Origin of the sequence: Streptococcus oralis subsp. oralis (genome assembly GCF_002096495.1) — a bacterium.
Classification (GTDB): domain Bacteria; phylum Bacillota; class Bacilli; order Lactobacillales; family Streptococcaceae; genus Streptococcus; species Streptococcus oralis_CU.
In genome coordinates, this window is sequence record NZ_NCUO01000012.1 from 375,779 (window position 1) to 400,564 (window position 24,786).

Annotated in this window: 24 protein-coding genes; 23 read left to right on the plus strand and 1 reads right to left on the minus strand. The window is 40.7% G+C overall.

Annotation, left to right across the window (positions count from 1 at the left end):
* Window position 1: 1 nt before the first annotated feature.
* The 19 genes from infC (at window position 2) to B7717_RS07355 (ending at window position 20,443) form a co-directional block, all read left to right on the plus strand.
* Window positions 2-532 carry a translation initiation factor IF-3 gene (infC, locus tag B7717_RS07265; protein ID WP_000848184.1) on the plus strand — a complete coding sequence of 177 codons (531 nt, stop codon included), beginning with the start codon at window positions 2-4 and terminating at the stop codon, window positions 530-532.
* Between the two features lie 32 nt (window positions 533-564).
* The gene (rpmI, locus tag B7717_RS07270) at window positions 565-765 is read left to right on the plus strand and encodes a 50S ribosomal protein L35 (protein WP_001125942.1); all 201 of its coding nucleotides are present in this window, start codon (window positions 565-567) and stop codon (window positions 763-765) included.
* A gap of 51 nt (window positions 766-816) precedes the next feature.
* On the plus strand, window positions 817-1,176 hold the full coding sequence (gene rplT / locus B7717_RS07275; protein ID WP_000124830.1) for a 50S ribosomal protein L20: 360 nt from the start codon (window positions 817-819) through the stop codon (window positions 1,174-1,176).
* 174 nt (window positions 1,177-1,350) lie between these two features.
* Window positions 1,351-3,015, plus strand: coding sequence for a molecular chaperone HscC (locus tag B7717_RS07280; RefSeq protein WP_000635024.1), 1,665 nt, complete (start codon window positions 1,351-1,353; stop codon window positions 3,013-3,015).
* A gap of 13 nt (window positions 3,016-3,028) precedes the next feature.
* The gene (locus B7717_RS07285; RefSeq protein ID WP_001028659.1) at window positions 3,029-5,800 is read left to right on the plus strand and encodes a J domain-containing protein; all 2,772 of its coding nucleotides are present in this window, start codon (window positions 3,029-3,031) and stop codon (window positions 5,798-5,800) included.
* Window positions 5,801-5,897: 97 nt separating this feature from the next.
* Window positions 5,898-6,278 carry a lactoylglutathione lyase gene (gloA, locus tag B7717_RS07290; protein ID WP_000157144.1) on the plus strand — a complete coding sequence of 127 codons (381 nt, stop codon included), beginning with the start codon at window positions 5,898-5,900 and terminating at the stop codon, window positions 6,276-6,278.
* Window positions 6,279-6,524: 246 nt separating this feature from the next.
* Window positions 6,525-7,325 (plus strand): dihydroorotate dehydrogenase electron transfer subunit, encoded by an 801-nt coding sequence (locus tag B7717_RS07295; RefSeq protein WP_001070080.1) that lies wholly within the window; start codon window positions 6,525-6,527, stop codon window positions 7,323-7,325.
* Entirely contained in the window at window positions 7,288-8,274 is a 987-nt protein-coding gene (locus B7717_RS07300) for a dihydroorotate dehydrogenase (RefSeq protein ID WP_162287148.1), read from the plus strand. The genes B7717_RS07295 and B7717_RS07300 overlap by 38 nt, the downstream gene beginning before the upstream one ends.
* A gap of 110 nt (window positions 8,275-8,384) precedes the next feature.
* Window positions 8,385-10,637 (plus strand): glucosaminidase domain-containing protein, encoded by a 2,253-nt coding sequence (locus B7717_RS07305; RefSeq protein ID WP_000832908.1) that lies wholly within the window; start codon window positions 8,385-8,387, stop codon window positions 10,635-10,637.
* 168 nt (window positions 10,638-10,805) lie between these two features.
* Entirely contained in the window at window positions 10,806-11,849 is a 1,044-nt protein-coding gene (locus B7717_RS07310) for a DNA/RNA non-specific endonuclease (protein ID WP_000735445.1), read from the plus strand.
* A gap of 94 nt (window positions 11,850-11,943) precedes the next feature.
* Entirely contained in the window at window positions 11,944-12,870 is a 927-nt protein-coding gene (locus B7717_RS07315; RefSeq protein ID WP_001269447.1) for an aldo/keto reductase, read from the plus strand.
* Between the two features lie 96 nt (window positions 12,871-12,966).
* A complete protein-coding gene (locus tag B7717_RS07320; protein WP_000141913.1) occupies window positions 12,967-13,203 on the plus strand; it encodes a DUF2829 domain-containing protein in 237 nt (78 codons plus the stop codon).
* Window positions 13,196-13,894 carry a 3-oxoacyl-ACP reductase gene (locus B7717_RS07325; RefSeq protein WP_000198451.1) on the plus strand — a complete coding sequence of 233 codons (699 nt, stop codon included), beginning with the start codon at window positions 13,196-13,198 and terminating at the stop codon, window positions 13,892-13,894. Before B7717_RS07320 ends, B7717_RS07325 begins: the two co-directional genes overlap by 8 nt.
* Before the next feature lie 10 nt (window positions 13,895-13,904).
* Entirely contained in the window at window positions 13,905-14,405 is a 501-nt protein-coding gene (locus tag B7717_RS07330; protein WP_000403358.1) for an NUDIX hydrolase, read from the plus strand.
* The gene (locus tag B7717_RS07335) at window positions 14,383-15,231 is read left to right on the plus strand and encodes a putative PEP-binding protein (RefSeq protein WP_009013483.1); all 849 of its coding nucleotides are present in this window, start codon (window positions 14,383-14,385) and stop codon (window positions 15,229-15,231) included. The genes B7717_RS07330 and B7717_RS07335 overlap by 23 nt, the downstream gene beginning before the upstream one ends.
* Window positions 15,228-15,668 (plus strand): ASCH domain-containing protein, encoded by a 441-nt coding sequence (locus tag B7717_RS07340; RefSeq protein ID WP_000188815.1) that lies wholly within the window; start codon window positions 15,228-15,230, stop codon window positions 15,666-15,668. The genes B7717_RS07335 and B7717_RS07340 overlap by 4 nt, the downstream gene beginning before the upstream one ends.
* 120 nt (window positions 15,669-15,788) lie before the next feature.
* Complete coding sequence (locus B7717_RS07345; RefSeq protein WP_084944466.1) at window positions 15,789-18,335, plus strand: M1 family metallopeptidase; 2,547 nt, start codon at window positions 15,789-15,791, stop codon at window positions 18,333-18,335.
* Window positions 18,336-18,441: 106 nt separating this feature from the next.
* A complete protein-coding gene (ciaR, locus tag B7717_RS07350) occupies window positions 18,442-19,116 on the plus strand; it encodes a two-component system response regulator CiaR (RefSeq protein WP_000590630.1) in 675 nt (224 codons plus the stop codon).
* Window positions 19,106-20,443, plus strand: coding sequence for a sensor histidine kinase (locus B7717_RS07355; RefSeq protein ID WP_084944467.1), 1,338 nt, complete (start codon window positions 19,106-19,108; stop codon window positions 20,441-20,443). The genes ciaR and B7717_RS07355 overlap by 11 nt, the downstream gene beginning before the upstream one ends.
* 64 nt (window positions 20,444-20,507) lie before the next feature.
* On the opposite strand, the gene B7717_RS07360 is transcribed toward B7717_RS07355, so the two are convergent.
* Entirely contained in the window at window positions 20,508-20,792 is a 285-nt protein-coding gene (locus B7717_RS07360; RefSeq protein WP_001276161.1) for a DUF3270 domain-containing protein, read from the minus strand.
* 384 nt (window positions 20,793-21,176) lie between these two features.
* Between B7717_RS07360 and B7717_RS07365 the strand changes: the two genes are divergently transcribed.
* From B7717_RS07365 to rpiA, 4 genes are all read left to right on the plus strand, one after another.
* Window positions 21,177-22,232, plus strand: coding sequence for an ABC transporter permease (locus B7717_RS07365; protein WP_084944468.1), 1,056 nt, complete (start codon window positions 21,177-21,179; stop codon window positions 22,230-22,232).
* A 13-nt stretch (window positions 22,233-22,245) separates the two neighbouring features.
* Complete coding sequence (locus tag B7717_RS07370) at window positions 22,246-22,926, plus strand: ABC transporter ATP-binding protein (RefSeq protein WP_000209229.1); 681 nt, start codon at window positions 22,246-22,248, stop codon at window positions 22,924-22,926.
* 125 nt (window positions 22,927-23,051) lie between these two features.
* Window positions 23,052-23,981 carry a peptidase U32 family protein gene (locus tag B7717_RS07375; protein ID WP_000411182.1) on the plus strand — a complete coding sequence of 310 codons (930 nt, stop codon included), beginning with the start codon at window positions 23,052-23,054 and terminating at the stop codon, window positions 23,979-23,981.
* Window positions 23,982-24,086: 105 nt separating this feature from the next.
* On the plus strand, window positions 24,087-24,770 hold the full coding sequence (rpiA, locus tag B7717_RS07380) for a ribose-5-phosphate isomerase RpiA (RefSeq protein WP_000429273.1): 684 nt from the start codon (window positions 24,087-24,089) through the stop codon (window positions 24,768-24,770).
* The last annotated feature ends 16 nt before the right edge of the window (window positions 24,771-24,786 follow it).

Genomic DNA, 24,786 nt, shown 5'->3' on the forward strand with positions numbered 1-24,786 from the left:
GGTGAAAACCATAGCAAAGCAAGACTTATTCATCAATGATGAAATTCGTGTACGTGAAGTTCGCTTGATCGGTCTTGAGGGAGAACAGCTAGGCATCAAGCCACTCAGCGAAGCGCAAGCATTGGCTGATAGTGCAAATGTTGACTTAGTATTGATTCAACCCCAAGCAAAACCACCTGTTGCTAAAATTATGGACTACGGTAAGTTCAAATTTGAGTACCAGAAAAAGCAAAAAGAACAACGTAAAAAACAAAGTGTTGTTACTGTGAAAGAAGTTCGTCTGAGTCCAACTATTGACAAGGGTGACTTTGACACAAAACTTCGCAATGCACGCAAGTTCCTTGAAAAAGGAAATAAAGTTAAGGTATCCATTCGCTTTAAAGGGCGTATGATCACCCATAAAGAGATTGGTGCAAAAGTTTTAGCCGAGTTTGCTGAAGCAACACAAGATATTGCGATCATCGAACAACGAGCTAAGATGGATGGACGCCAAATGTTCATGCAGTTGGCGCCAGCAACTGACAAAAAATAATTGTCAGAAAGTTAAATAAAGGAGAAAAAATCATGCCAAAACAAAAAACACACCGCGCATCAGCTAAACGTTTCAAACGTACAGGTTCTGGTGGACTTAAACGTTTCCGTGCTTACACTTCTCACCGTTTCCACGGAAAAACTAAGAAACAACGTCGTCATCTTCGTAAAGCATCTATGGTGCATTCAGGAGATTTCAAACGTATCAAAGCAATGCTTACTCGCTTGAAATAATAGCCTAACAGTAAGTAAACAATTCTAGGAAATATTTGGAGGAAATAAAACATGGCACGTGTTAAAGGTGGCGTTGTATCACGCAAACGTCGTAAACGTATTCTTAAATTAGCAAAAGGTTACTATGGAGCTAAACACATCTTGTTCCGTACTGCAAAAGAACAAGTAATGAACTCTTACTACTATGCATACCGTGACCGTCGTCAGAAAAAACGTGACTTCCGTAAATTGTGGATCACTCGTATCAATGCGGCAGCTCGTTTGAACGGACTTTCATACTCACAATTGATGCATGGTTTGAAATTGGCTGAAATCGAAGTTAACCGTAAAATGCTTGCTGACCTGGCTGTTAACGATGCAGCAGCTTTCACAGCTCTTGCAGATGCAGCTAAAGCAAAACTTGGTAAATAATGACAACTGTTTCATTCTTACTCTCGTGGTTTTTACCGCAAGAGTAGGGTGAAACTTTTTTATTTACCATAAATGATTTTCTATTCTAAAGAGTAAATGACAGATTTTTTCAAAGAAAATAGGATATTTCTTGTATAATAGGAATATCTAAAAAAGATTTGGAGTTTGAAGAAGATGATAGTAGGTATTGATTTAGGAACGACTAATTCTTTAGTAGGGGTATACCAAGATGGCCAGGTCAAGTTGATTCCCAATGCTTTTGGTGAGTATTTGACTCCTTCTGTTGTGGCTTTAGATGACAATGATGAGATTATAGTTGGAAAAATTGCCAAGGAACGCTTGGTGACCCACCCAGATAAGACGGTTTCTCAGTTCAAGCGTTTTATGGGGACCAAACATGAGTTGACTCTAGGAAATCGAGCATATAAGGCTGAAGAATTAAGCTCTTTTATCATTCGAAAGTTGGTAGACGATGCAGAGACCTATCTTGGAGAAAAGGTTGAGGAAGTGATTGTCAGTGTTCCAGCCTATTTCAACGATGCTCAACGCTATGCGACCAAACTAGCAGGGAAATTTGCAGGCGTTCAGATTGATCGGATTATCAATGAACCTTCCGCAGCGGCTCTTGCTAAAAGATCTATGGTAAACCAAGAAGATCAATCTTTTATTGTGGTCGATTTTGGCGGTGGTACTCTTGACATTTCAGTTGTAGAGCTTTTTGATAACATTGTCGAAATCGTGTCGATTGCAGGGGACAATCGTTTGGGAGGAGAAGACTTTACTGCGGCTATTGCTGAGGAATTTTTAGCCTCCAATCAATTAACCAAGGATACTATTTCCCGCGAATTTTACAGCAAAATTCTGGTACAGGCTGAAAAGACAAAGCTAGAACTCAATGATAAAGAAGAAGTGAAGATGACAGTGATGGACCAGGATAAGGAATACTTTTTAGACTTGAGCTACCAGCGCTTTTATGAGCTTTGTCAGCCTCTGCTAGCTCGTGTTAAAGCTGTTTTGGACCGTGCCTTGATGGATGCGCGCTATAGTTATGTATCATCTGATAACTTTGTTCTTGTTGGGGGGACTTCGAAACTCCGCTTGGTTCAGGACTTTTTATCCTACTGTATCAATCAAATGGTTCAGGTATCTGATGATCCCGATCGGATGATTGCGAGAGGTTGTGCCCTTTTAGCGGGAATAAAAGAACGTAAGGGTGAGATACGAGATTTGCTACTGTCTGATATTTGTCCTTTTACACTAGGGATTGAGATAGTTGGAGACCGTTTTTCACCGATTATTGAGCGAAATTCTACCCTACCTGCTTCACGCATCGAGCAGTACTATACGGCTGAATTGGGACAGAGTCAAGTCAAGATAAAGGTCTATCAAGGTGAGATGATGAAGGCATCACAAAACCTGTTCCTAGGAGAATTAGAAGTTCCCGTCCCTGTCAATACTAGAGTAAATGAAAGTTTCACAGTTCGGTTTACCTATGATTTAAATGGAATTTTGGATGTTGAAGTGAAAATTGATTCAACACAGGAAGTCTTTAGTCATGTTATTCTCCAAGATAGTGTTACTCTGACAGAAAAGGAAATCAAGGCTAAGCAAGCAGAGTTGACTCGCTATAAGATCAATGCTCAAGAAACAGAGGTTTATCGTTTCTTGATTGAAAAAGCGAATCGTGTGTACAGTATGCTCTTGGGGAGAAGAAGAGATGAGCTAATGGCTGAAACTAGACGATTTGAAGAAGAGGTTAGCCAAGCATCTGTTTATCATTTGCCAAAACTTTATCAATCATTTTCAAACTATCTAGACTTCCTAGAGCGAGGACTGTAAAAGAGGAGACCTTATGAATATATGGGAAACTTTAGGGATAGAGCCAACGACTGACGTCAAGCTTATTAGAAGGCGTTATGCTGAATTGGTTCGGCTCTATCACCCAGAAGACCAACCAGAAATTTACCAAGAAATTGTTGAAGCTTACCAAAAAGCCTTGACTTATGCGAGGTCTAGAAACACAAGACCAGAAAATAGTCTTAAAAAAGCGAGTGACTCTCAAGAAGCTAGTGAACTTGAAGAAGAGGCGAATGAAAAACTTAACTCTAGTCTCAACTTTGAAAACTTGACTGAAGAAACGAAGACTGAGAACGAAGAGTCTGAAAGATCTAGTCTTGATTTCAGTGATTATCAGCAATCAACTGATAAAACCAGCGATTCCTTTAACTTTGAAACCTATAAAGCAGAAGAGGATAAGCAAAAGTCCACCCTTGACTTTAGTGACTACGATGAGGAAGTCCGGCTAAATGGAGATTCTGAAGAAAGAGCTGCGAGTCCCCTCAACTTTGAAACGTTTGGTGATGAAGAGAACCGTGGGCAAGAAGGAACAACAAGGTCTACTCTTGACTTTAGTGGTTATAATGAAGGAACCTATCTGATCCAAAATGCGATTGAAAGTATTGTTGGAAATGACGGCTATAACCAAGAGGAACAAGAGCATCTATGGCGTCAGTTCTTTCATCAGTATCAGTATGATATGGACATTGTTCAATCCGTTTTAGAGGAAATGGATGTTTATATTTTTAACAAACCGGAGCAATTCTCTATCCTCATTCCCTTGCTAGAAGACTATATACCTGACTTTAAGTACTGGGGCTATTACTATAAACTGAAGTATTGGAAAGTTAAAAGAGATATAGCAGAAGAGGAAGGCAGTTCGCTTGAAAGCGCACATGAAGCCACTGAAGAATTCTATTATTCTTATCAACTTTGCCAAGAAATTCTCCAAGATTTTAACAAAGCAAATCAATTGAGCTCTTGGATAGAGTTTTTCAAGCACCCCTATCTGAGCTTTATGGTCTTGGATCAAGTAAATCAAAATCGTCAGATAATCAAGAGTGTGCCCGTTTTAACCTATATCCTGGAAAAAAACCGACAAGTCATATTTGAAGAGGATTATCCACTCTTGGATGACTTGGTTGATTACTTAGAGCAGCTAAAAGAAGAATCCGGGGAAAATGTTGACTTTGGTCACTACTCTCTAGATGATCCAGATGAAATTGAGGCAGCATTTTATGAGTTGCTCCATGCCCGCTATCAAGACGAGTATAAACTTTTACGTGATTGGCAATATCTTTTTGAATCAGTCAAAGATCACACGCTCCTACTTGATTTGTTAGAAAAGGTGGACGTCTATCCTTTAACCAATGCGAAAGTGTTAGCCCTCGTTCTCCAATTTGTGGAGCGTTACAGTGATGAGGAATCAAATCCTTACCTGAAAAAACTCCATTTCTGGGAGAGTATCCATTCCTATCCTTCAGTTGTAGAGGAGTACGCACTAGATAAAAAAGAAAATTTTGATTACTGGTACAATGAAGGTTATCTCTATATGGATAAGCTCACTAAGAGCTATGAAGATATCAATGATTGGGAAAAGTGGAGAAGCTACTTTAAAGGAAGACCACGTATTCTAACGATTTTACTTCAACAGATCTATAAGGAGTACCATCGATTTACAGATGGCGATCTCCTGAGATATGTTTTAGCTCCTTTTCCTACTTCTAAAATGGCTCCCCAAATGATGACGGAGGAGACAGACCAGAAACTAAAAGAGATGACAGCCTATGCCTATGAACTTTGTCATCCAAAGGCCAAGTTATCTTATTTGAATTGGAAAAAAAGACAGGTCCTTAAAAACAAGTTTCTACAGATATTCTTTATCCTCTTTACGCTTGTGAGTCTGATACTCAGCGTTCTAGAGCGACCTATTTATAATTCTTGGGTCCATGCTGGTATGTTATCTCTCTTTTACGTCTATATGCTAAAATTAAGGCAAATAGCGATTGAGGAAGGAGTGACTGCTAGGGGGTTAAAACGAAAATTCTACTACAGTCCCCATCCATGGTTCCTATTCATCTTGCTATTGCTCCTCGTCCTTCCATTCTTACCGTTTGGTCTCATTGGTGCCCTCATTTTCATTACATTATTCTGTCTAATCGATGGTTTTCAGGTGAGTCAAGGGCTGAAGTGGGATTATTCTTTGGAGAAGCTGATTCCTATCGGTATCTTTCTTTCTGCTGGCTTCTTATCCGCTTTGGTAAATAGAAACCAGATCATTTCTGGAGTTGCAATGATGTACTTCCATATTTTTGCAATTCTTGTGATTTGCTTGTCTTTTACAAGATTTAGTCCTGGATTTCCACCATCTCTGAAGAAAATTTTCATACCAGCAATCTTGGGGATCCTACTCTTTCAAACGCTGCCCTATATTCACAGCCGTTTAGACATCTTTGATCCAACTATTCTACAAAATGAGACTCTAGCCATAACGGTTATTCTCTTGTTAAATGGAATCGCCTTGTCTTATTTTACAAAGGATCAAGGCTTCATGATTGGTGTGAAGAAGGTCTTTATGATTTATGGCTTGCAGATCTTTATTTTCCTAAGAAGACTGTTCCGAATCCTATTTGCACCAAATTCAGTTTTCGGTAATAACTATCATTACAGAGACTTACTACTCATGAACAGCGAATTTACCTTCTACTTCCTTGAGGGACTTTTTGTCCTTATCATGCTTTTCCTTATTCGCAATATACGCAAGGAAAATCGTAAAAGTGCTACTTAGAATGAAAGAGTAGAGAAGAGGACTCTAGTTCAAGTTTCTAGTAAATTTTCCTGAATAAAGGTATAATAGAACTATTAAAATGAAAGAGGTAATGAAAATGGCTTCAAAAATGTTACACACTTGCTTGCGAGTAGAAAACCTTGAAAAATCAATCGCCTTTTATCAAGATGCTTTTGGATTTAAAGAATTGCGTCGCAAAGATTTTCCAGATTATGCTTTCACGATTGTCTATCTAGGACTTGAGGGTGATGACTACGAGTTAGAGTTGACCTATAACTATGATCACGGTCCTTACGTGGTAGGAGATGGCTTCGCCCATATCGCCCTCAGTACACCTGACCTTGAGGGTCTACATCAAGAACATAGCGCTAAAGGCTATGAGGTGACAGCCCCTAATGGACTTCCAGGAACTCAACCAAACTATTACTTTGTCAAGGATCCTGATGGCTACAAGGTCGAAGTCATTCGTGAAAAATAACTCAGTGAAGTCAAGTAGAATGTTCGTTTTCTACTTGACTTTTTTTCTTTGAAAGAGTATACTAATACAAATTTAACCTTTAAGGGGAGTCCAGAGAGACTCACAAGGTGTCAGATAAAAGGGATAGGGAACTCTCTGCGGAGACTTTTTAGGTGTGCGCATGAGTTCTATCCTATCTCGACTGAGACCTTGCAATAGCAAGGTCTTTTCTTTATCTGGTCCCCTTAAATTTAAGGAGGAAAAGTCATGAATCCCACATGTAAGAAGCGTTTGGGTGCCATTCGTTTGGAAACCATGAAGGTGGTCGCTCAGGAGGAAATTGCGCCAGCAATCTTTGAATTAGTCCTAGAAGGAGAAATGGTTGAAGCCATGCGAGCAGGCCAATTTCTCCATCTGCGCGTGCCTGATGATGCCCATCTCTTGCGCCGTCCTATTTCAATTTCGTCTATTGACAAGGTCAAGAAGCAGTGTCATCTCATTTATCGGATAGAGGGGGCTGGGACAGCTATTTTTTCAACTTTAAGACAGGGAGATACTCTTGATGTGATGGGACCTCAGGGAAATGGTTTTGACTTGTCTGATTTAGACAATCAGAGCCAAGTTCTCCTCGTTGGTGGTGGGATTGGTGTTCCCCCCTTGCTTGAAGTGGCCAAGGAATTGCATGCGCGTGGGGTGAAAGTAGTGACAGTCCTCGGTTTTGCCAACAAGGATGCTGTGATTCTCGAAACAGAATTGACCCAATATGGTCAGGTCTTTGTAACGACAGATGATGGTTCATATGGTATCAAGGGAAATGTGTCAGTCGTCATTAATGACTTAGACAGTCAATTTGATGCTGTTTACTCATGTGGAGCGCCTGGAATGATGAAGTACATCAATCAAAAATTTTATAATCACCCAAGAGCCTATCTATCTCTAGAATCTCGTATGGCTTGTGGGATGGGGGCTTGCTATGCCTGTGTCCTAAAAGTGCCAGATAGTGAGACAATTAGTCAACGCGTCTGTGAAGATGGCCCTGTTTTCCGTACAGGAACAGTTGTATTATAAGGAGAAAGTCATGACTAACAAACGTTTACAAGTTTCTCTACCGGGATTGGATTTGAAAAATCCTATCATACCAGCATCAGGCTGTTTTGGTTTTGGTCAGGAATATTCCAAGTACTATGATTTGGACCTTTTAGGCTCTATTATGATCAAGGCAACGACTCTAGAACCCCGTTTTGGCAATCCAACTCCTAGGGTGGCAGAAACGCCTGCAGGTATGCTCAATGCAATCGGTTTGCAAAATCCAGGTTTAGAAGCTGTTTTAGCTGAAAAGTTGCCTTGGCTGGAAAGAGAGTATCCTACGCTTCCCATCATCGCCAATGTAGCAGGCTTTTCAAAACAAGAGTACGCTGCCGTTTCTCGAGGAATTTCCAAGGCAGCTAATGTAAAAGCGATTGAGCTCAACATCTCTTGTCCGAATGTGGATCACGGCAATCATGGACTTTTGATTGGGCAAGATCCGGATCTAGCTTACGAAGTGGTAAAAGCAGCTGTGGAAGCCTCTGATGTGCCAGTTTATGTTAAGTTAACCCCTAGTGTAACGGATGTTGTCTCTATTGCTAAAGCCGCAGAAGATGCAGGAGCAAGTGGCTTAACCATGATCAATACCCTTGTCGGTATGCGCTTTGACCTCAAAACTAGAAAACCAATCCTAGCCAATGGAACAGGTGGAATGTCAGGTCCAGCAGTTTTTCCAGTAGCCCTCAAACTCATCCGCCAAGTAGCTCAAACAACAGGCTTGCCCATTATTGGAATGGGGGGAGTGGATTCTGCTGAAGCAGCGCTAGAAATGTATCTGGCTGGTGCTTCTGCCATTGGGGTTGGAACAGCCAACTTTACCAATCCTTATGCCTGTCCTGATATCATCGAACATCTACCAAAAGTCATGGATAAATATGGCATTAGCAGTTTGGAAGATCTTCGTCAGGAAGTCAAAACCAGTCTGAGATAAGCTAGGTCTTCCTTATCGTCAACAAGACATAGAATCTTCATCAATTTGTAATATTTCCGTCGGTTAACTATGTTACAATAGGGATTAGAAAACGTTATTGGAGCATTTAAATGAAACGATGGAAAGTGGCCCTAGTAAGTGCTGGCTTATTGGGGTGTTTTTTTACTGTAGTGGAGACAGCAAAAGCAGAAGAGGGAACTTGGCAAGGAAAGACCTACCTCAAAGCAGACGGGAAACCAGCAACCAACCAATGGATCTATGATCAAACGCAACAGGCCTGGTTTTATTTAACAGCTGATGGAAATCGTGCTGAGAACGGCTGGTTGATAGTTGGTGGTAAGGATTACTATTTTAACGAAGCTGGGAAATTAGCTACAAAAACGTGGATTGGCCAGTACTATGTGACTGAAAGTGGTGCTAAAGCAAAGGAACAGTGGGTATTTAATCAGGAACAAGAATCCTGGTATTATCTCAAGTCTGATGGTCAGAAAGCTCAAAAAGAATGGATTCAACAAGGTAAAGAAAAATATTACCTTAAAGAAGACGGGAAAATGGCCAAAGATGAGTGGATCACTCAAGGTGAAGACCAGTACTATGTCAATTCTCAAGGGAAAATCTTAAAAAATACCTGGCTTGGCTCTCACTACCTATCTGATAAAGGAAATAAGGTAAAACAGGCTTGGATCTATGATGCTAATTATAGCAGTTGGTTCTACCTTCAACAAGACGGTACCTATGCTGAAAATAGGTGGTTAACTATAGATGGGAAGGACTACCATTTTAAATCAGGCGGTTATCTTTCTACTGAACGTTGGATTGATCGCTTCTATGTTGCGAAGAGTGGAGCTAAATTGAAATCGGAATGGCTCTTTGATAAGAATTATGATGCTTGGTTTTACTTGAAAGCTGACGGAACCTATGCCGAAAAAGGCTGGGAAACGATCAAAGAAAAAGATTACCATTTCAAATCAGGCGGTTATCTTTCTACCGAGCGCTGGATAGATCGCTTCTATGTTGCGAAGAGTGGAGCTAAATTGAAATCGGAATGGCTCTTTGACAAGAATTATAACTCTTGGTTTTACTTGAAAGCTGACGGAACCTATGCTGAAAAAGGTTGGCAAACCATCAAAGGAAAGGATTACCATTTCAAATCAGGCGGCTACCTCTCTACGGAAACTTGGATTGACCGCAGTTATGTGACGAGCAGTGGAGCAAAAGCTGGCAAAGGGTGGCTCTTTGACAAGAATTATAACTCTTGGTTCTATATTAACTCTGATGGAAATTATGCCAATAAAGAATGGCTCTGGGATAATGGTTACTACTATCTCAAATCTGGTGGTTATATGGCTGCGAGTGAGTGGGTATGGTACAAGAACAATTGGTTCTACCTCAAGTCAAATGGAAAGATGGCTGAGAAAGAATTAATCTACGATTCATCCGACCAATCATGGTACTACCTTAAATCAGGCGGTTATATGGCAAAAAATGAAACTGTGGATGGTCATACTTTGGATGCTTCTGGTAGATGGCATGTTGCGGATAAAACCAAATATTACAAAGTTAAACCCATCACAGCCTATGTCTATAGTGCATCTGGAGAAATCTTGAGTTACATTAACCAAGGAAGCATTGTTTCACTGGATAGCTCGACGCGAAAAGGCGGCCGACTTGCAGTTTCGATTTCTGGCTTGTCTGGCTATATGAATCAAAGTGATTTGACAGCAGTAGATGAAGGAAGCGAGTTTATCCCTCATTATACTAGTGATGGGAAATTCCTCTACCATGAACTCTCTCCTTATACGAGTATCAAAGTAGCTCCACACACATCTGCCATGGTTATTGGTAAGAAGTACTACTCAACTGATGGAGAGCATTTTGATGGCTTTACCATTAAAAATCCTTTCCTCTATAAAAACTTGAGAGAACCAAGTAATTATAGTGCAGCTGAATTGGATAAACTGTATTCGATGATGAACTTGCAGGATAGTCCTCTTGCAGGTAAAGGAGCGACTTTCAAAGAAGCTGAGGAACGCTACGGTGTAAATGCCCTTTACTTGATGGCCCATAGTGCCCTTGAAAGTGCTTGGGGACGCAGTCAAATTGCCAGAGATAAGAACAATTTCTTTGGTATTGCTGCTTATGATACTAGCCCATATCTCTCAGCCAAGAGCTTTGATAATGTGGACAAAGGAATTCTCGGAGCGGCCAAGTGGATCCGTGAGAATTATATTGACTATGGTAGAGACCACCTTGGAAATAAAGCAACCGGAATGAATGTTCGCTATGCTTCAGATCCATACTGGGGTGAGAAGATAGCCAGCATCATGATGACTATCAACAGCAAACTTGGTTGGAAAGACTAATCAAAAGAAATCAACGGTAACTACTGAAAAAGTGGTTATCGTTTTTGTTTTGAACATTGGAGGAGAAATAGTATAATAACAGTATCTTTATTCTTGAACAATTAACAAAATGATAGTAAAATGTAAGAGGAGATATTAATCTAATTACTATATAAAAAGGAGATTTTTATGAAAAAGCTACTATCCTTCTCAATTGCCTTGCTTTCAATCACAACATTAGTTGCTTGTTCTGGACATAAGGCGGAATCAAAGGTCCCAGAAGAAAAAATTGAACAGAAGCAAATCAAGTTTGATGAGAAGTTGTTTAAAGAAGCTGGACTCTTGCCTTTTAAAAATGAGAAACAACTAGAACTTGGGGAATTGGATTCTAAATCACGCGCAACGGGTGCTCATATTCAACTTAAGGACAGCGATGAGCCAACTGAGAAGAGAGAGCCTAAGATAAGTTATAACCCGGTTGGTTGGCATAACTATAATTTTTACTATGGAGATGGTTCTAAAAAGGCTTGGTTGATGAACCGTGGTCATTTGATTGGCTACCAGTTTAGTGGATTAAACGATGAAAAGAGGAATCTGGTTCCAATGACTAACTGGCTAAATGCTGGAACTTACTATGGTACAGATAATACTAATCAAGAAAGCATGCTTTACTATGAGAATCGATTGGACTCTTGGTTGGCCAATCATCCGAACTACTATCTTGACTACAAGGTGACCCCAATCTATCAGAAGGATGAATTGATTCCGAGACAAATTGAATTGCAGTATGTGGGAATTGATGAAAACGGCAAACTCTTGGAGATCAAGTTGGGTGGTAGTAAAGAAAAGGTTGATCAGTATTCGGTGACGCATGTCGTTTTAGACAATGTTTCAGCTAATGCGGAAATCAATTACTTGGACGGTACTGCTAAAAATACAGTTGAAAACAAAGAAGAAAAAGCTAAGAAAGAAGCTGAGGAGAAAGCTAAGAAGGAAGCTGAGGAAAAAGCCAAGAAAGAGGCTGAAGAAAAAGAAGCAGCTGAAAAGAAAGCAAAAGAAGAAGAGCAGGAAAAAGCTCGCCAAGCCGCACAAGAAAAGGAAGAAAGCCAGGAATCAAACTCACAATCAACAAATTCAGGTGGCTACTTTAGAGATAAAAACGGAAGATGGCACAGACCAAATGGTAAATTCGCTTCTAAGAAAGAAATTAGAGAAGCCGGATTGCAGTGGTAGGAAGAATTTAGCAGATATACAGTCAAAAAGCCGTTGTAAAGCGGTTTTTTGTTATAATTAAATTAATAATGTAGCATTAAAGGAGAAAAACTTGATGAGATACATAACTCTTGGTCAAGATGACAAAGAATTATCAGAAATTGTTCTCGGAATGATGAGAATAAAAGATAAGTCTGTAAAAGAAGTTGAAGAGATTGTAGAAACAGCACTTTCTGTTGGAATCAATGCTTTTGACTTGGCTGATATTTATGGTCGTGGTCGTTGTGAAGAACTGTTAGGTATTGTCCTAAAAAATCGTTCAGATTTAAGAGAAAAGATGTGGATTCAGTCCAAATGTGGCATTCGCATTGAAGAATTTACCTATTTTGATTTTTCTAAGGACTATATTATAAAATCAGTTGACGGAATTTTGCAAAGATTGAAGATTGATCATCTAGATAGCTTGCTTCTTCATCGACCAGATGCTTTGATGGAATCTGACCAAGTAGCAGAAGCCTTTGATCTTCTTTATAAACAAGGTAAGGTCCGAGATTTTGGAGTTTCTAATCAAAATCCTATGATGATGGAGTTGCTTAGAAAAGATGTCAAGCAGCCGTTAGCTGTTAATCAACTACAATTGAGTGCGGCTTTTACTCCAGGATTCGAATCAGGTTTTCATGTTAATATGGAAGATAGTCAAGCAACGATGCGAGATGGCAGCGTTTTTGAATATTGCAAATTACACGATGTGGTCATTCAAGCATGGTCTGTCTTACAATTCGGGTATTTTAAAGGGAACTTTGTTGGTAATGAGAAATTTCAAGCTTTGAATCAAGTACTTGATCGTCTAGCTTTAAAATATGGAGTAACCCCTTCAACTATTGCCATTTCTTGGATATTGCGTTATCCAGCAAAAATGCAGGCAGTCGTAGGTACAACAAATCCTAAGCATTTGAGAGAAGTTAGCCAAGCGGCAAACTTTAGCTTAACAAGAAAAGAATGGTATGAAATTTATCTTGCAGCAGGGAATAATTTGCCGTAAGTAGAAGCAGATTTAAATAAATCACAGTCAAAAAGCCGTTGGAAAACGGTTTTTTGTTATAATTAAACTAAGAATGTAGCATTAAAGGAGAACAACATGACTTTTGAAGAAATTCTGCCTGGATTAAAGGCTAAGAAAAAATATGTACGAACTGGTTGGGGAGGGGCTGAAAACTATGTGCAGCTTTTTGACACCATCGAGCAAAATGGGGTTGCACTTGAAGTGACGCCCTATTTCCTAATCAACGTTTCTGGAGAAGGGGAAGGCTTTTCCATGTGGAGTCCGACGCCTTGTGATGTTTTGGCGACGGATTGGGTAGAAGTCCATGACTAGACGTGTACTCATTACAGGTGTGAGTTCAGGGATTGGACTGGCTCAAGCTCGCCATTTTTTAGAGAATGGCTATCAAGTTTATGGTGTAGATCAAGGAGAAAATCCAGTTTTAGATGGTGATTTCTACTTTTTACAGAGGGATTTGACATTAGATTTGAAACCTGTTTTTGACTGGTGCCCTCAGGTGGATGTTTTGTGCAATACTGCTGGAGTTTTGGATGACTATAAACCTTTACTAGAACAATCTGCCCAGGAAATCCAAGAGATTTTTGAAATTAACTATGTGACTCCAGTTGAGATGACACGACATTATTTGACGCAAATGCTGGAAAGTAAAAAGGGAATCATCATCAATATGTGCTCCATCGCTTCGAGCCTAGCAGGTGGTGGTGGTCATGCCTATACCTCGTCTAAGCACGCCTTAGCTGGCTTTACCAAGCAGTTGGCTCTAGACTATGCTGAAGCTGGGATTCAGGTCTTTGGGATTGCTCCTGGTGCTGTCAAGACAGCTATGACTGCTGCCGACTTTGAACCCGGTGGATTAGCTGACTGGGTAGCCAGTGAAACACCTATCAAACGCTGGATTGAGCCAAGTGAAATTGCAGAAGTCAGCTTATTCTTAGCTAGCGGTCACGCATCTGCCATGCAAGGACAAATCTTGACTGTGGATGGTGGCTGGTCTTTGAAGTAGGAGGAGTTGGATGGAAATCAAAAAACACTTTGGAGTATATGGTATTTGCTTTGAAAATGGGAAGTTACTCTGCGTTGAAAAAACGAGAGGCCCTTATCAACATCGTTATGATCTACCTGGTGGTAGTCAGCAACTTGGTGAAGGACTGACGGAAACTCTGATTAGAGAAGTTATGGAAGAGACTGGATATAAGCTAAAGGGTTACGCTAATCCTAGGATTTATGATGTGCTGGTTCAAGAAGAAGGGCAAGACTTTGCAGTACACCATATCATGGCATTTTATGATATTGAGGTAAACGAGAAGGAAGCTCAAGTTACGATTTCGGAAGCTGTGTCTGATGGTGCGAATGATTCACTTAGATATGTTTGGATGGATATTCAAAAAATCACAGAAGAAAATGCGTCGCCATTAGTCTTGAAGGTTAAGTCTGAATTATTAGGATTTCCGGAACTGGACAAGACTTCCTACATGAATTGGAAGGTGAATGATGAGAAAGCAACTTGCTCTTAGTGGCGAACAAATTGTTGCAAAAGTTTACCCACAACTATTGCATCATGTTGGCATAATTCGTGGAGAATACTTACTGAGAGAGCTTAATCAAAACATCCTATTAGCAAGTTGTCAGCAATTTGTAAAAGATTATCTAGACACCATTTGCTCCTTGTACTCAGATGAAGAGGTTTGGTATCGTTTTTCAGAGTTAACAAATACAGAAGCTAATTGTTTAGAGGGGACTAAAGAGCATTTTGATGAAAATCATCCCTTGTTTGGTTATAGAGGAACTAGGCGCTTGCTGGCGTGTCCTGATGAATTTCAGGCTGAGACACATGTCGTTACAGAAATTTATCAAACCAATCCCAATCTGTCTGTTATCTTTCCTTTTGTCAATGATGCTAAGCAGTTAAAGCAAGCTATTAGAGTATTACGTCAGCATGGTTTTACTGGAAAAGTCGGCACAATGATTGAATTACCGTCAGCTTATTTTGACTTGGACAGAATAATAGAAACTGGTATTTCAAAGATTATAGTTGGAATGAATGATTTGACTTCTTTTGTTTTTGCGACTGTGAGAAACAGTCAATGGCATGATATGGAAAGTCCCATTATGTTAGATATGCTGAGACAAATGCAGGAAAAATCAAATACTAAAAAGATTGACTTTGCTGTAGCAGGCTATCTGAATCTTTCTTTCATACAAAAAATGAATCAGATGGGGATTGAGTGTATTATCCACTACAGCTCTATTCCAGAGATTTTTAATTTAGGGATTGATCATCCAGACCATCTCAAACGTGTAAAAGAAGAAAGTAAAAAATTACAAAGGAGCAACCCATGACACCGCAAGAAATGTGGAATGCGTATAAGCAAATTAACCCCTCGATTGGAGATGAGATAGATGCCTGGGCTTTTGGAGTGGAAGCCGATACCTTGGCAGATTTGGTACTAAGAGGCGAAAAGACAGCAACTGCCTCAGCCTACGATCTTTACGCAGTAGAGGACGAATCTCTTCCACAAGAAGGGACCTTCGATGTCATTTTAGACAGTCAAAATCAGGCTGTCTGCATTGTCGAAATTACCAAGGTTTCCGTTCAGCCCTTTCATCAAGTTTCTGCTGACCATGCCTACAAGGAAGGTGAGGGAGACAAATCTTTAGCCTATTGGCGTCAGGTTCATGAGGAATTCTTCACGGAGTGGCTGGAGGAAGCGGGCTTGACTTTTACACCTGACAGCAAGGTCGTTTTGGAAGAATTTCGCAAGGTCTACCCACTCTAGACTGCAGAAGGAAGAAAGTTTTGGAAATTACCGTCCAATCCTTTTTTCTAAAGCAAAACATGATATAATAAGTTTGTTTGAAGAAGAGTAAAACTCTTAAACTTAGAATAGGAGAAAACTATGCAAGCAGTTGAACATTTTATTACCCAATTTGTTCCTGAACATTATGATTTATTTTTAGACTTGAGTCGTGAGACCAAGACCTTTTCTGGGAAGGTGACCATTACTGGTCAAGCACAGAGTGACCGTATTTCCCTTCACCAAAAGGACTTGGAAATCACTTCTGTAGAAGTTGCGGGTCAAGCTCGTCCATTTACAGTTGACCATGACAATGAAGCCCTTCATATCGAATTGGCTGAGGCTGGTCAAGTTGAATTGGTCATTGCTTTTTCAGGAAAAATTACAGACAACATGACAGGGATTTACCCTTCTTATTACACAGTTGATGGAGTCAAGAAGGAAGTCTTGTCCACTCAGTTTGAAAGCCATTTTGCGCGCGAAGCCTTCCCATGTGTGGATGAGCCAGAAGCAAAAGCGACTTTTGACCTCGCTCTACGTTTTGACCAAGCAGAAGGTGAAGTTGCCTTGTCGAACATGCCAGAAATCGATGTTGAAAACCGCAAGCAAACAGGCATCTGGAAGTTTGAGACAACACCTCGTATGTCTTCTTACTTGTTAGCCTTTGTAGCAGGTGATTTGCAAGGGGTGACCGCTAAAACTAAAAACGGTACCCTCGTAGGTGTCTACTCAACCAAAGCTCACCCACTATCTAACCTTGATTTCTCACTGGACATCGCCGTTCGCTCGATCGAGTTTTACGAAGATTACTACGGAGTTAAGTATCCAATCCCTCAATCACTTCACATCGCCCTGCCTGACTTCTCAGCTGGTGCTATGGAAAACTGGGGTCTAGTGACTTATCGTGAAGTTTACTTGGTTGTGGATGAGAACTCAACCTTTGCTAGTCGACAACAAGTTGCCCTTGTTGTGGCACATGAGTTGGCTCACCAATGGTTTGGTAACCTCGTGACTATGAAATGGTGGGATGATCTTTGGCTTAATGAAAGCTTCGCAAACATGATGGAATACGTCTGTGTGGATGCCATCGAGCCAAGTTGGAATATCTTTGAAGATTTCCAAACAGGTGGAGTACCTCTCGCTCTTGAACGTGATGCGACGGATGGTGTTCAGTCTGTTCATGTTGAAGTTAAACACCCAGACGAAATCAATACCCTCTTTGATGGCGCTATCGTCTATGCCAAAGGAAGCCGTCTCATGCACATGCTTCGTCGTTGGCTCGGCGATGCTGATTTCGCTAAAGGTTTGCATGCCTACTTTGAAAAGCACCAGTACAGTAACACCATCGGTCGTGACCTATGGAATGCCCTTGGTCAAGCATCAGGTCGTGATGTTGCAGCCTTCATGGATTCTTGGTTGGAACAACCTGGTTATCCAGTTCTCACTGTCAAAGTTGAAAATGATGTCTTGAAGATTTCACAAAAACAATTCTTTATCGGTGAGCACGAAGACAAGAACCGTCTCTGGGTTGTGCCACTGAACAGCAACTGGAAAGGCTTGCCAGATACACTCGAAACTGAAAGTATCGAAATCCCTGGCTACGCAGCTCTTCTTGCTGAAAATGAAGGGGCTCTTCGTCTCAACACTGAAAATACTGCCCACTATATTACCGACTATCAAGGAGACTTGTTAGAAGCTGTTCTTGCTGAGCTAGAGACACTTGATAACACAAGCAAACTGCAAATTGTTCAAGAACGTCGTTTGTTGGCTGAGGCAGGGCACATTTCTTATGCAGACTTGCTTCCAGTCCTTGATAAACTTGCTAAGGAAGAGTCTTATCTGGTGGTTTCAGCTGTTTCTCAAGTGATTTCTGCCCTTGAGCGCTTTATCGATGAAGGAACAGAAACTGAGAAAGCCTTTAACCGTCTGGTTGCAAAATTAGCTCGTCATAACTATGACCGTCTTGGTTTTGAAGCCAAAGACGGAGAATCAGATGAGGATGAATTGGTTCGTCAGTTGGCTGTTTCTATGATGATTCGCTCCAATGATGCAGAAGCTAGTCAAGTCGCTAGCCAAATCTTTGCAGCTCACAAGGAAAATCTTGCAGGACTTCCTGCAGCCGTCCGAGCTCAAGTTCTCATCAATGAAATGAAACACCATGAGACCAAGGACTTGGTCGCAACTTATCTGGACCTCTACACTCATGCGACGGATGCGGTCTTCAAACGTCAGCTGTCAGCGGCTCTTGCCTACAGTACAGATGCTGACAATATCCAAACCTTGATTAGTTCATGGAAGGATAAATTTGTGGTCAAACCACAAGACTTGTCTGCTTGGTATTACCAGTTCCTTGCTCATCAAACAACTCAGGAAACTGTTTGGGTATGGGCGCGTGAAAACTGGGATTGGATCAAGGCGGCTCTTGGTGGAGACATGAGCTTTGATAGCTTTGTTATCCTTCCTGCTCATGTGTTTAAGACAGAGCAACGCTTGGCGGAATACAAGGAATTCTTTGAGCCCCAACTCTCTGACCTCGCTCTTAGCCGTAATATTGGTATGGGAATCAAGGAAATTGCAGCGCGTGTTGACTTGATTAAGCGTGAGAAAGCAGCAGTTGAAGCTGTTGTAGCCCAATATGCTAAAGCTTAATTCGTTTATGTAAACAAAAACTCAACTTTCTATCTGAAAACGAGAGAGAGTTGAGTTTTTTTTAAGGCAATTTTGGTATAATAATCATAACAAGGAGGAGTTTCTGATGATAAAAATCTTATTAGTAGAAGATGACCTAGGCCTGTCAAACTCAGTATTTGACTTTTTAGATGATTTTGCAGATGTCATGCAGGTTTTTGATGGAGAAGAAGGTCTCTACGAAGCTGAGAGTGGCGTCTATGACTTGATTTTGCTTGACCTGATGTTGCCTGAAAAAAATGGTTTCCAAGTTCTGAAAGAATTGCGTGAAAAAGGAATCACGACACCAGTCCTTATCATGACTGCAAAAGAGAGTTTGGATGACAAGGGACATGGTTTTGAGTTGGGAGCGGATGACTACCTCACCAAGCCTTTCTACCTAGAAGAACTCAAAATGCGGATCCAAGCCCTTCTCAAACGTTCAGGTAAGTTTAACGAAAACACCTTGACCTATGGAGATATTGTCGTCAACCTTTCAACGAATGAAGTGAAGGTGGAAGATACTCCTGTGGAACTACTCGGAAAAGAGTTTGAGTTATTGGTTTACTTCCTTCAAAATCAAAATGTTATTCTTCCCAAGACGCAAATTTTTGACCGTCTATGGGGGTTTGATAGCGATACAACGATTTCCGTTGTAGAAGTCTATGTCTCAAAAGTTCGTAAGAAATTGAAGGGAACAGCCTTTGCTGAGAATCTTCAAACCTTGCGTAGTGTCGGGTATATTTTAAAAGATGTTCAATAAACTAAAAAAAACATGGTATGCAGATGATTTCAGCTATTTCATTCGAAACTTTGGAGTGTTCACCCTGATCTTCTCTGCTATGACCTTGATTATCCTCCAGGTCATGCACTCGAGTCTCTACACTTCTGTTGATGAAAAACTCCAAGCCCTTAGTAGCAGTCCCCAAGCGGTTATCCAGCTAGCCTTGAATCGGGCAACTGAAGAGGTCAAGGATATTCAACCAGCAACAGCGGATGCCAACAAGGCTGAAATCAAACCCAATGTTAGCTCAAATACAGAAGTTTTACTTTTTGACAAGGATTTTAACCAACTCTTATTAGGGAACCGTTTTTTAGGCTTGGATAAGATCAAGCTGGACAAGAAAGAGTTAAATCATATTCGGCAAATCCAAGTTGTCAATAGCTACGGTCAGGAAGAAACCTACCGAATGATCTTGATGGAAACCAATTCTTCCTCCGTATCAAGCAATGTCAAATATGCGGCGGTTTTAATCAATACCAGCCAGCTCGAGCAAATCAGCCAAAACCACGAGCATTTAATTGTTGTAGTCATGGCTAGTTTCTGGCTCCTATCTTTAATTGCCAGTGTTTACTTGGCACGTGTCAGTGTCAAACCCTTGCTGGAAAGCATGCAAAAGCAGAAGTCCTTTGTTGAAAATGCCAGCCATGAACTGAGAACGCCTTTGGCTGTTTTACAAAATCGGTTAGAGAATCTCTTTCGAAAACCAGAGGCAACAATCATGGAATCCAGCGAAAGTATTGCTTCTAGCCTTGAAGAAGTTCGCAACATGCGCTTCCTCACGACCAATCTTCTCAACCTTGCACGTCGCGATGATGGAATTAAACCAGAAATAGCAGAAGTATCACCACTGTTCTTTAAGACGACCTTTGCTAACTATGAGTTGATTGCTTCTGAAAATGATCGTATTTTTGAGTATGAAAATCGGATTTATCGTCCCTTCATGACCGATCAGTTGCTCCTAAAACAGCTCATGACCATCTTGTTTGACAATGCCATCAAGTATACCGAAGAAGATGGGAAAATTGAGTTCGTAGTTCATGCTACAGATCGCCACCTCTATCTAACAGTAACGGATAACGGAATTGGGATCTCAGCTGCCGATAAGAAGAAAATCTTTGACCGCTTTTATCGTGTAGACAAGGCGAGAACCCGTCAGAAAGGCGGTTTTGGTCTAGGACTATCTTTGGCCAAGCAGATCGTAGATGCCTTACGAGGAACGATTAGCGTAAAAGATAACAAACCTAGAGGAACAATTTTTGAAGTTAAGATCGCTATTCAATCTCCTTCAAAACGTAAGAATAAATAAAAAAGACAGTTATATAACTGTCTTTTTTGATAACTAGAAAAGAGGTTGGTAGAAGTACCAACCTTTATTTTGAAAATTTTCGTTTCATTATCTTTCGTTGAAGTTGTAAAAGTGCGAAGCTTGTTGCCATAGCAGCGATAAAGGACAAAGCTGTATTTAATTTTAAGGCTAAAAAGATAAAACTAAAAAGTGCCATAAAAATACAGAAACAAGCGATATTTACAAAAAATAAAATCTCTTTTAGGTTAGGGCCGACTGGGGCTTCAGGTGTGTAATCTTGGTAAAGCGGAGTTTGTTTCGATTCGGGAGCTTGTTCAAACTCATAAGCTTCTAGTTTTCTTGCGGACATGATTCTCTCCTTAACAGTACATAACTATTTTATCATTTTTTATGCAGAGAATTATTACAGGATTGTTACAAAACTACTAAAGTCTCTTATCATTCTCTAAGTCGCTCTCTTGACACCTACAAGGGAAAATGGTAGCATGGATGTTACACTTAAAACAGATGACCTAACCTTCTCTATTATAAATATACTGAGAAAGGAAAGGATAACTTATATAAATTGATAGCAAGCTGAGGCTTTTTCCTAAAATAATTTGTTGAGTTGCTACCTGGATACTTTTGAAGAGTATTGGTAGGAGTTGTTTTGAATGGATGATAAGACAGAGATTCTGTCTATTGGACTGGGTGGCATTCTTGCTACCTCTGGGAAATGTTAAAGGAGATAAGCATGTATCTTGCTATCAAAGAAATAGTACGAAACAAACTTCGGTATAGTTTGATTCTAACTACCATTTTTCTTATCGCTTTTATGGTCTTTTTTATGACCAGTCTAGCTCTTGGTCTTGTGCGAAACAACCGAGCAGCTATTGATAATTGGCAAGCGACGGGTGTCGTTTTATCCGACTACGCAAATGATAATTTGACGGCATCCTTTATTCCTGAAAAGGATTACAAGGATAAGAGTTCTGAAGAGGCTGCTCCATTGGGCTATATGTTCGCTGTGACCAATCTAGTCGATGGTAGTGAAAAGGTCAATGTTTCCATTTTTGCTCAAGACTGGGACTCTTTTATCTCTCCTAGTTTGACGGAGGGTCGTTATCCTGAAAGAGATGATGAGGTTGTCGTGGATCAGTCTTTTGAGAACTATGGGATGAAGCTAGGTGATGCCATTCAGCTCAATGGAAGCGAGACAAGTTACAAGATTGTAGGCCTGACTCAAGGAAATAAGTTTTTCACTGAGCCTGTTGTCTTTACGAGTCTGACAACTTATTGGACCTTACAAGGAACCTTGAAAGCCAATCGTTCCATCTCTGCCTTGGTATTGAAAAATGATATAGAAGTGGTCGGGGATGGACTGAAGCAGATTTCCATTCTAAAAATGATATCAAAAATTCCTGGTTACACACCTCAGGTTAATGTATTTTCAGGGATGATTCTTGCTATGATTGTTATCACTGGCTTGATTGTGGGGATTTTTGTTTATATCATTACCATCCAAAAACTAGGACTTTATGGAATAATGCGAGCTCAGGGAATACAGATCAAAACCATTGTATGGTCTCTATTCTGTCAAATCTTCCTCCTAGCTGGTATGGGGATTGCGTTAGCCTTGCTGGCAATCGGAGGAGTCATTTTAGTCTTACCAGCTACCTTCTTTTTCTATCCAAGTTGGATAGCCTACTCTGTCCTAAGCTTGGTAATTTGCTTGATGGCCCTTCTAGGTGGTGTCATTTCACTTCCACGCTTGCTAAAGGTGGACCCGATTACTGCGATTGCAGAGTGATAAGGAGAATAGTATGACAACATTGATAGAAATGAATCAAGTGACAAAAACTTACGGGGAAGGAAAGATGAAAGTCGTAGCCCTGCATGAGACGAATTTTCAGCTAAATGCGGGAGAGTTCGTAGCTATCGTTGGGCCCTCTGGCTCTGGAAAGACGACCTTTCTAACAACTCTAGGACAACTTCAGGAAGCATCGAGTGGAAAGATTCTAGTCAAAGGGAAGGAAACAGGCAGTTTGACGGAGAAGGAAAAAACAGATCTCCGTTTTAGAGAGTTTGGTTTCATTCTCCAGGCTTCAAACTTAATTCCTTTTCTAACGGTCAAGGAACAGCTGGATTTGATTGACAGACTGGATAAGGGGGAAAATAGTAAAAGTGACCGAAAAGATCTCTTTGAGTTGTTGGATTTGGAAAAAGTAAAAGATCAGTATCCCAAAGCTCTATCGGGTGGTGAACGTCAACGTGCCGCGATTGCTAGAGCGCTTTATAACAATCCAAGCATTGTGCTTGCAGATGAGCCGACAGCCAGTCTAGACACCGAGCGTGCCTACCAAGTAACGGAGATGTTGGCTGCCATTGCTCATGAACAAGGTAGAGGAGTTGTTATGATTACGCACGATACTCGTCTTCTTGATAAGGTTGATCGTATTTATGTCATGAACGATGGCCATCTAGTTGAAGAAACACATGCATAAAATAGAGTGAATGGTACAAGTTACTGTTCACTTTTTTGATTGGAAAAGATAGAAACAAGTTTAACTTTTTATGAAACTCTCAGTACCCATAGCTGATTATTGAGAAATGTGGTATAATTTTTCTTATGGAAAAGATTATCATTACAGCAACTGCTGAAAGTATTGAACAAGTTGAACAGTTACTAGAAGCTGGCGTAGACCGTATCTACGTTGGTGAGAAAGATTTTGGACTTCGTCTGCCAACAACCTTTAGCTATGAAGAGTTACGCACCATCGCTCAGTTGGTTCATGAAGCAGGTAAGGAATTGATCGTTGCGGTTAATGCCCTCATGCACCAAGATATGATGGACCGTATTAAGCCTTTCCTAGACTTCTTGGAAGAAATCAAGACAGACTATATTACTGTTGGGGATGCAGGTGTCTTTTACGTTGTCAATCGCGATGGTTATTCATTTAAGACCATCTACGATGCTTCAACCATGGTGACAAGCAGTCGTCAGATTAACTTCTGGGGTCAAAAGGCTGGCGCATCTGAGGCGGTTTTGGCGCGTGAAATTCCATCTGCTGAGCTCTTCAAGATGCCTGAGATTTTGGAAATTCCTGCTGAAGTGTTGGTTTACGGAGCTAGTGTCATTCACCATTCTAAACGTCCACTCTTGCAAAACTACTATAACTTTACGCATATCGATGATGAAAAGACACGTAAACGTGACCTCTTCTTGGCAGAGCCGAGTGACCCAGAAAGCCATTATTCTATCTTTGAAGACAATCATGGTACCCACATCTTTGCAAATAACGACCTTGATTTGATGACCAAATTGACAGAATTAGTAGAACATGGTTTCACTCACTGGAAGCTAGAGGGGCTCTACACACCTGGTCAGAATTTTGTAGAAATTGCTAAACTCTTTATCCAAGCACGTAGCTTGATCCAAGAGGGGAATTTCAGCCATGACCAAGCCTTCTTGTTAGATGAGGAAGTGCGCAAGTTACATCCTAAAAACCGTTTCCTGGACACAGGATTCTATGATTACGATCCTGACATGGTTAAATAGGACACCAAAACCCGAAATAAAAATGTTCGGGTTTTTCCAGTGTATCCATGAAATAAAAACGGATACATGTTATAATAAAAATAGCTCTTTAATGGAGGTGTTTGAGTGGAAAATCTGAAGAAAATGGCAGGTATCAAGGCTGCTGAGTTTGTCAAGGATGGCATGGTAGTCGGACTTGGAACGGGCTCTACTGCCTACTATTTCGTAGAAGAAATCGGTCGTCGGATTAAGGAAGAAGGTTTGCAGATTACTGCTGTAACGACTTCCAGTGTGACCAGTAAACAGGCTGAAGGTCTTAACATCCCTCTCAAGTCGATTGATCAAGTAGACTTTGTCGATGTGACGGTTGATGGGGCGGATGAAGTAGATAGCCAGTTTAACGGAATCAAAGGCGGTGGTGGTGCCCTTCTGATGGAGAAGGTTGTCGCAACGCCCTCAAAAGAATACATTTGGGTGGTAGATGAAAGCAAACTGGTAGAGAAACTAGGTGCTTTTAAATTGCCTGTAGAAGTGGTTCAGTATGGTGCAGAACAGGTCTTTCGTCGGTTTAAGCGAGCTGGCTACAAACCAAGTTTCCGTGAAAAAGACGGCCAACGTTTTGTGACCGATATGCAGAACTTTATCATTGATCTAGCCTTGGATGTCATTGAAGATCCAATTGCTTTCGGGAAAGAATTGGACCATGTCGTTGGTGTCGTAGAGCACGGCTTGTTCAACCAAATGGTGGATAAGGTCATCGTAGCGGGACGAGATGGTGTTCAGATTTTAACTTCAACAAAAGCAAACTAATCAACATAATAAGGAG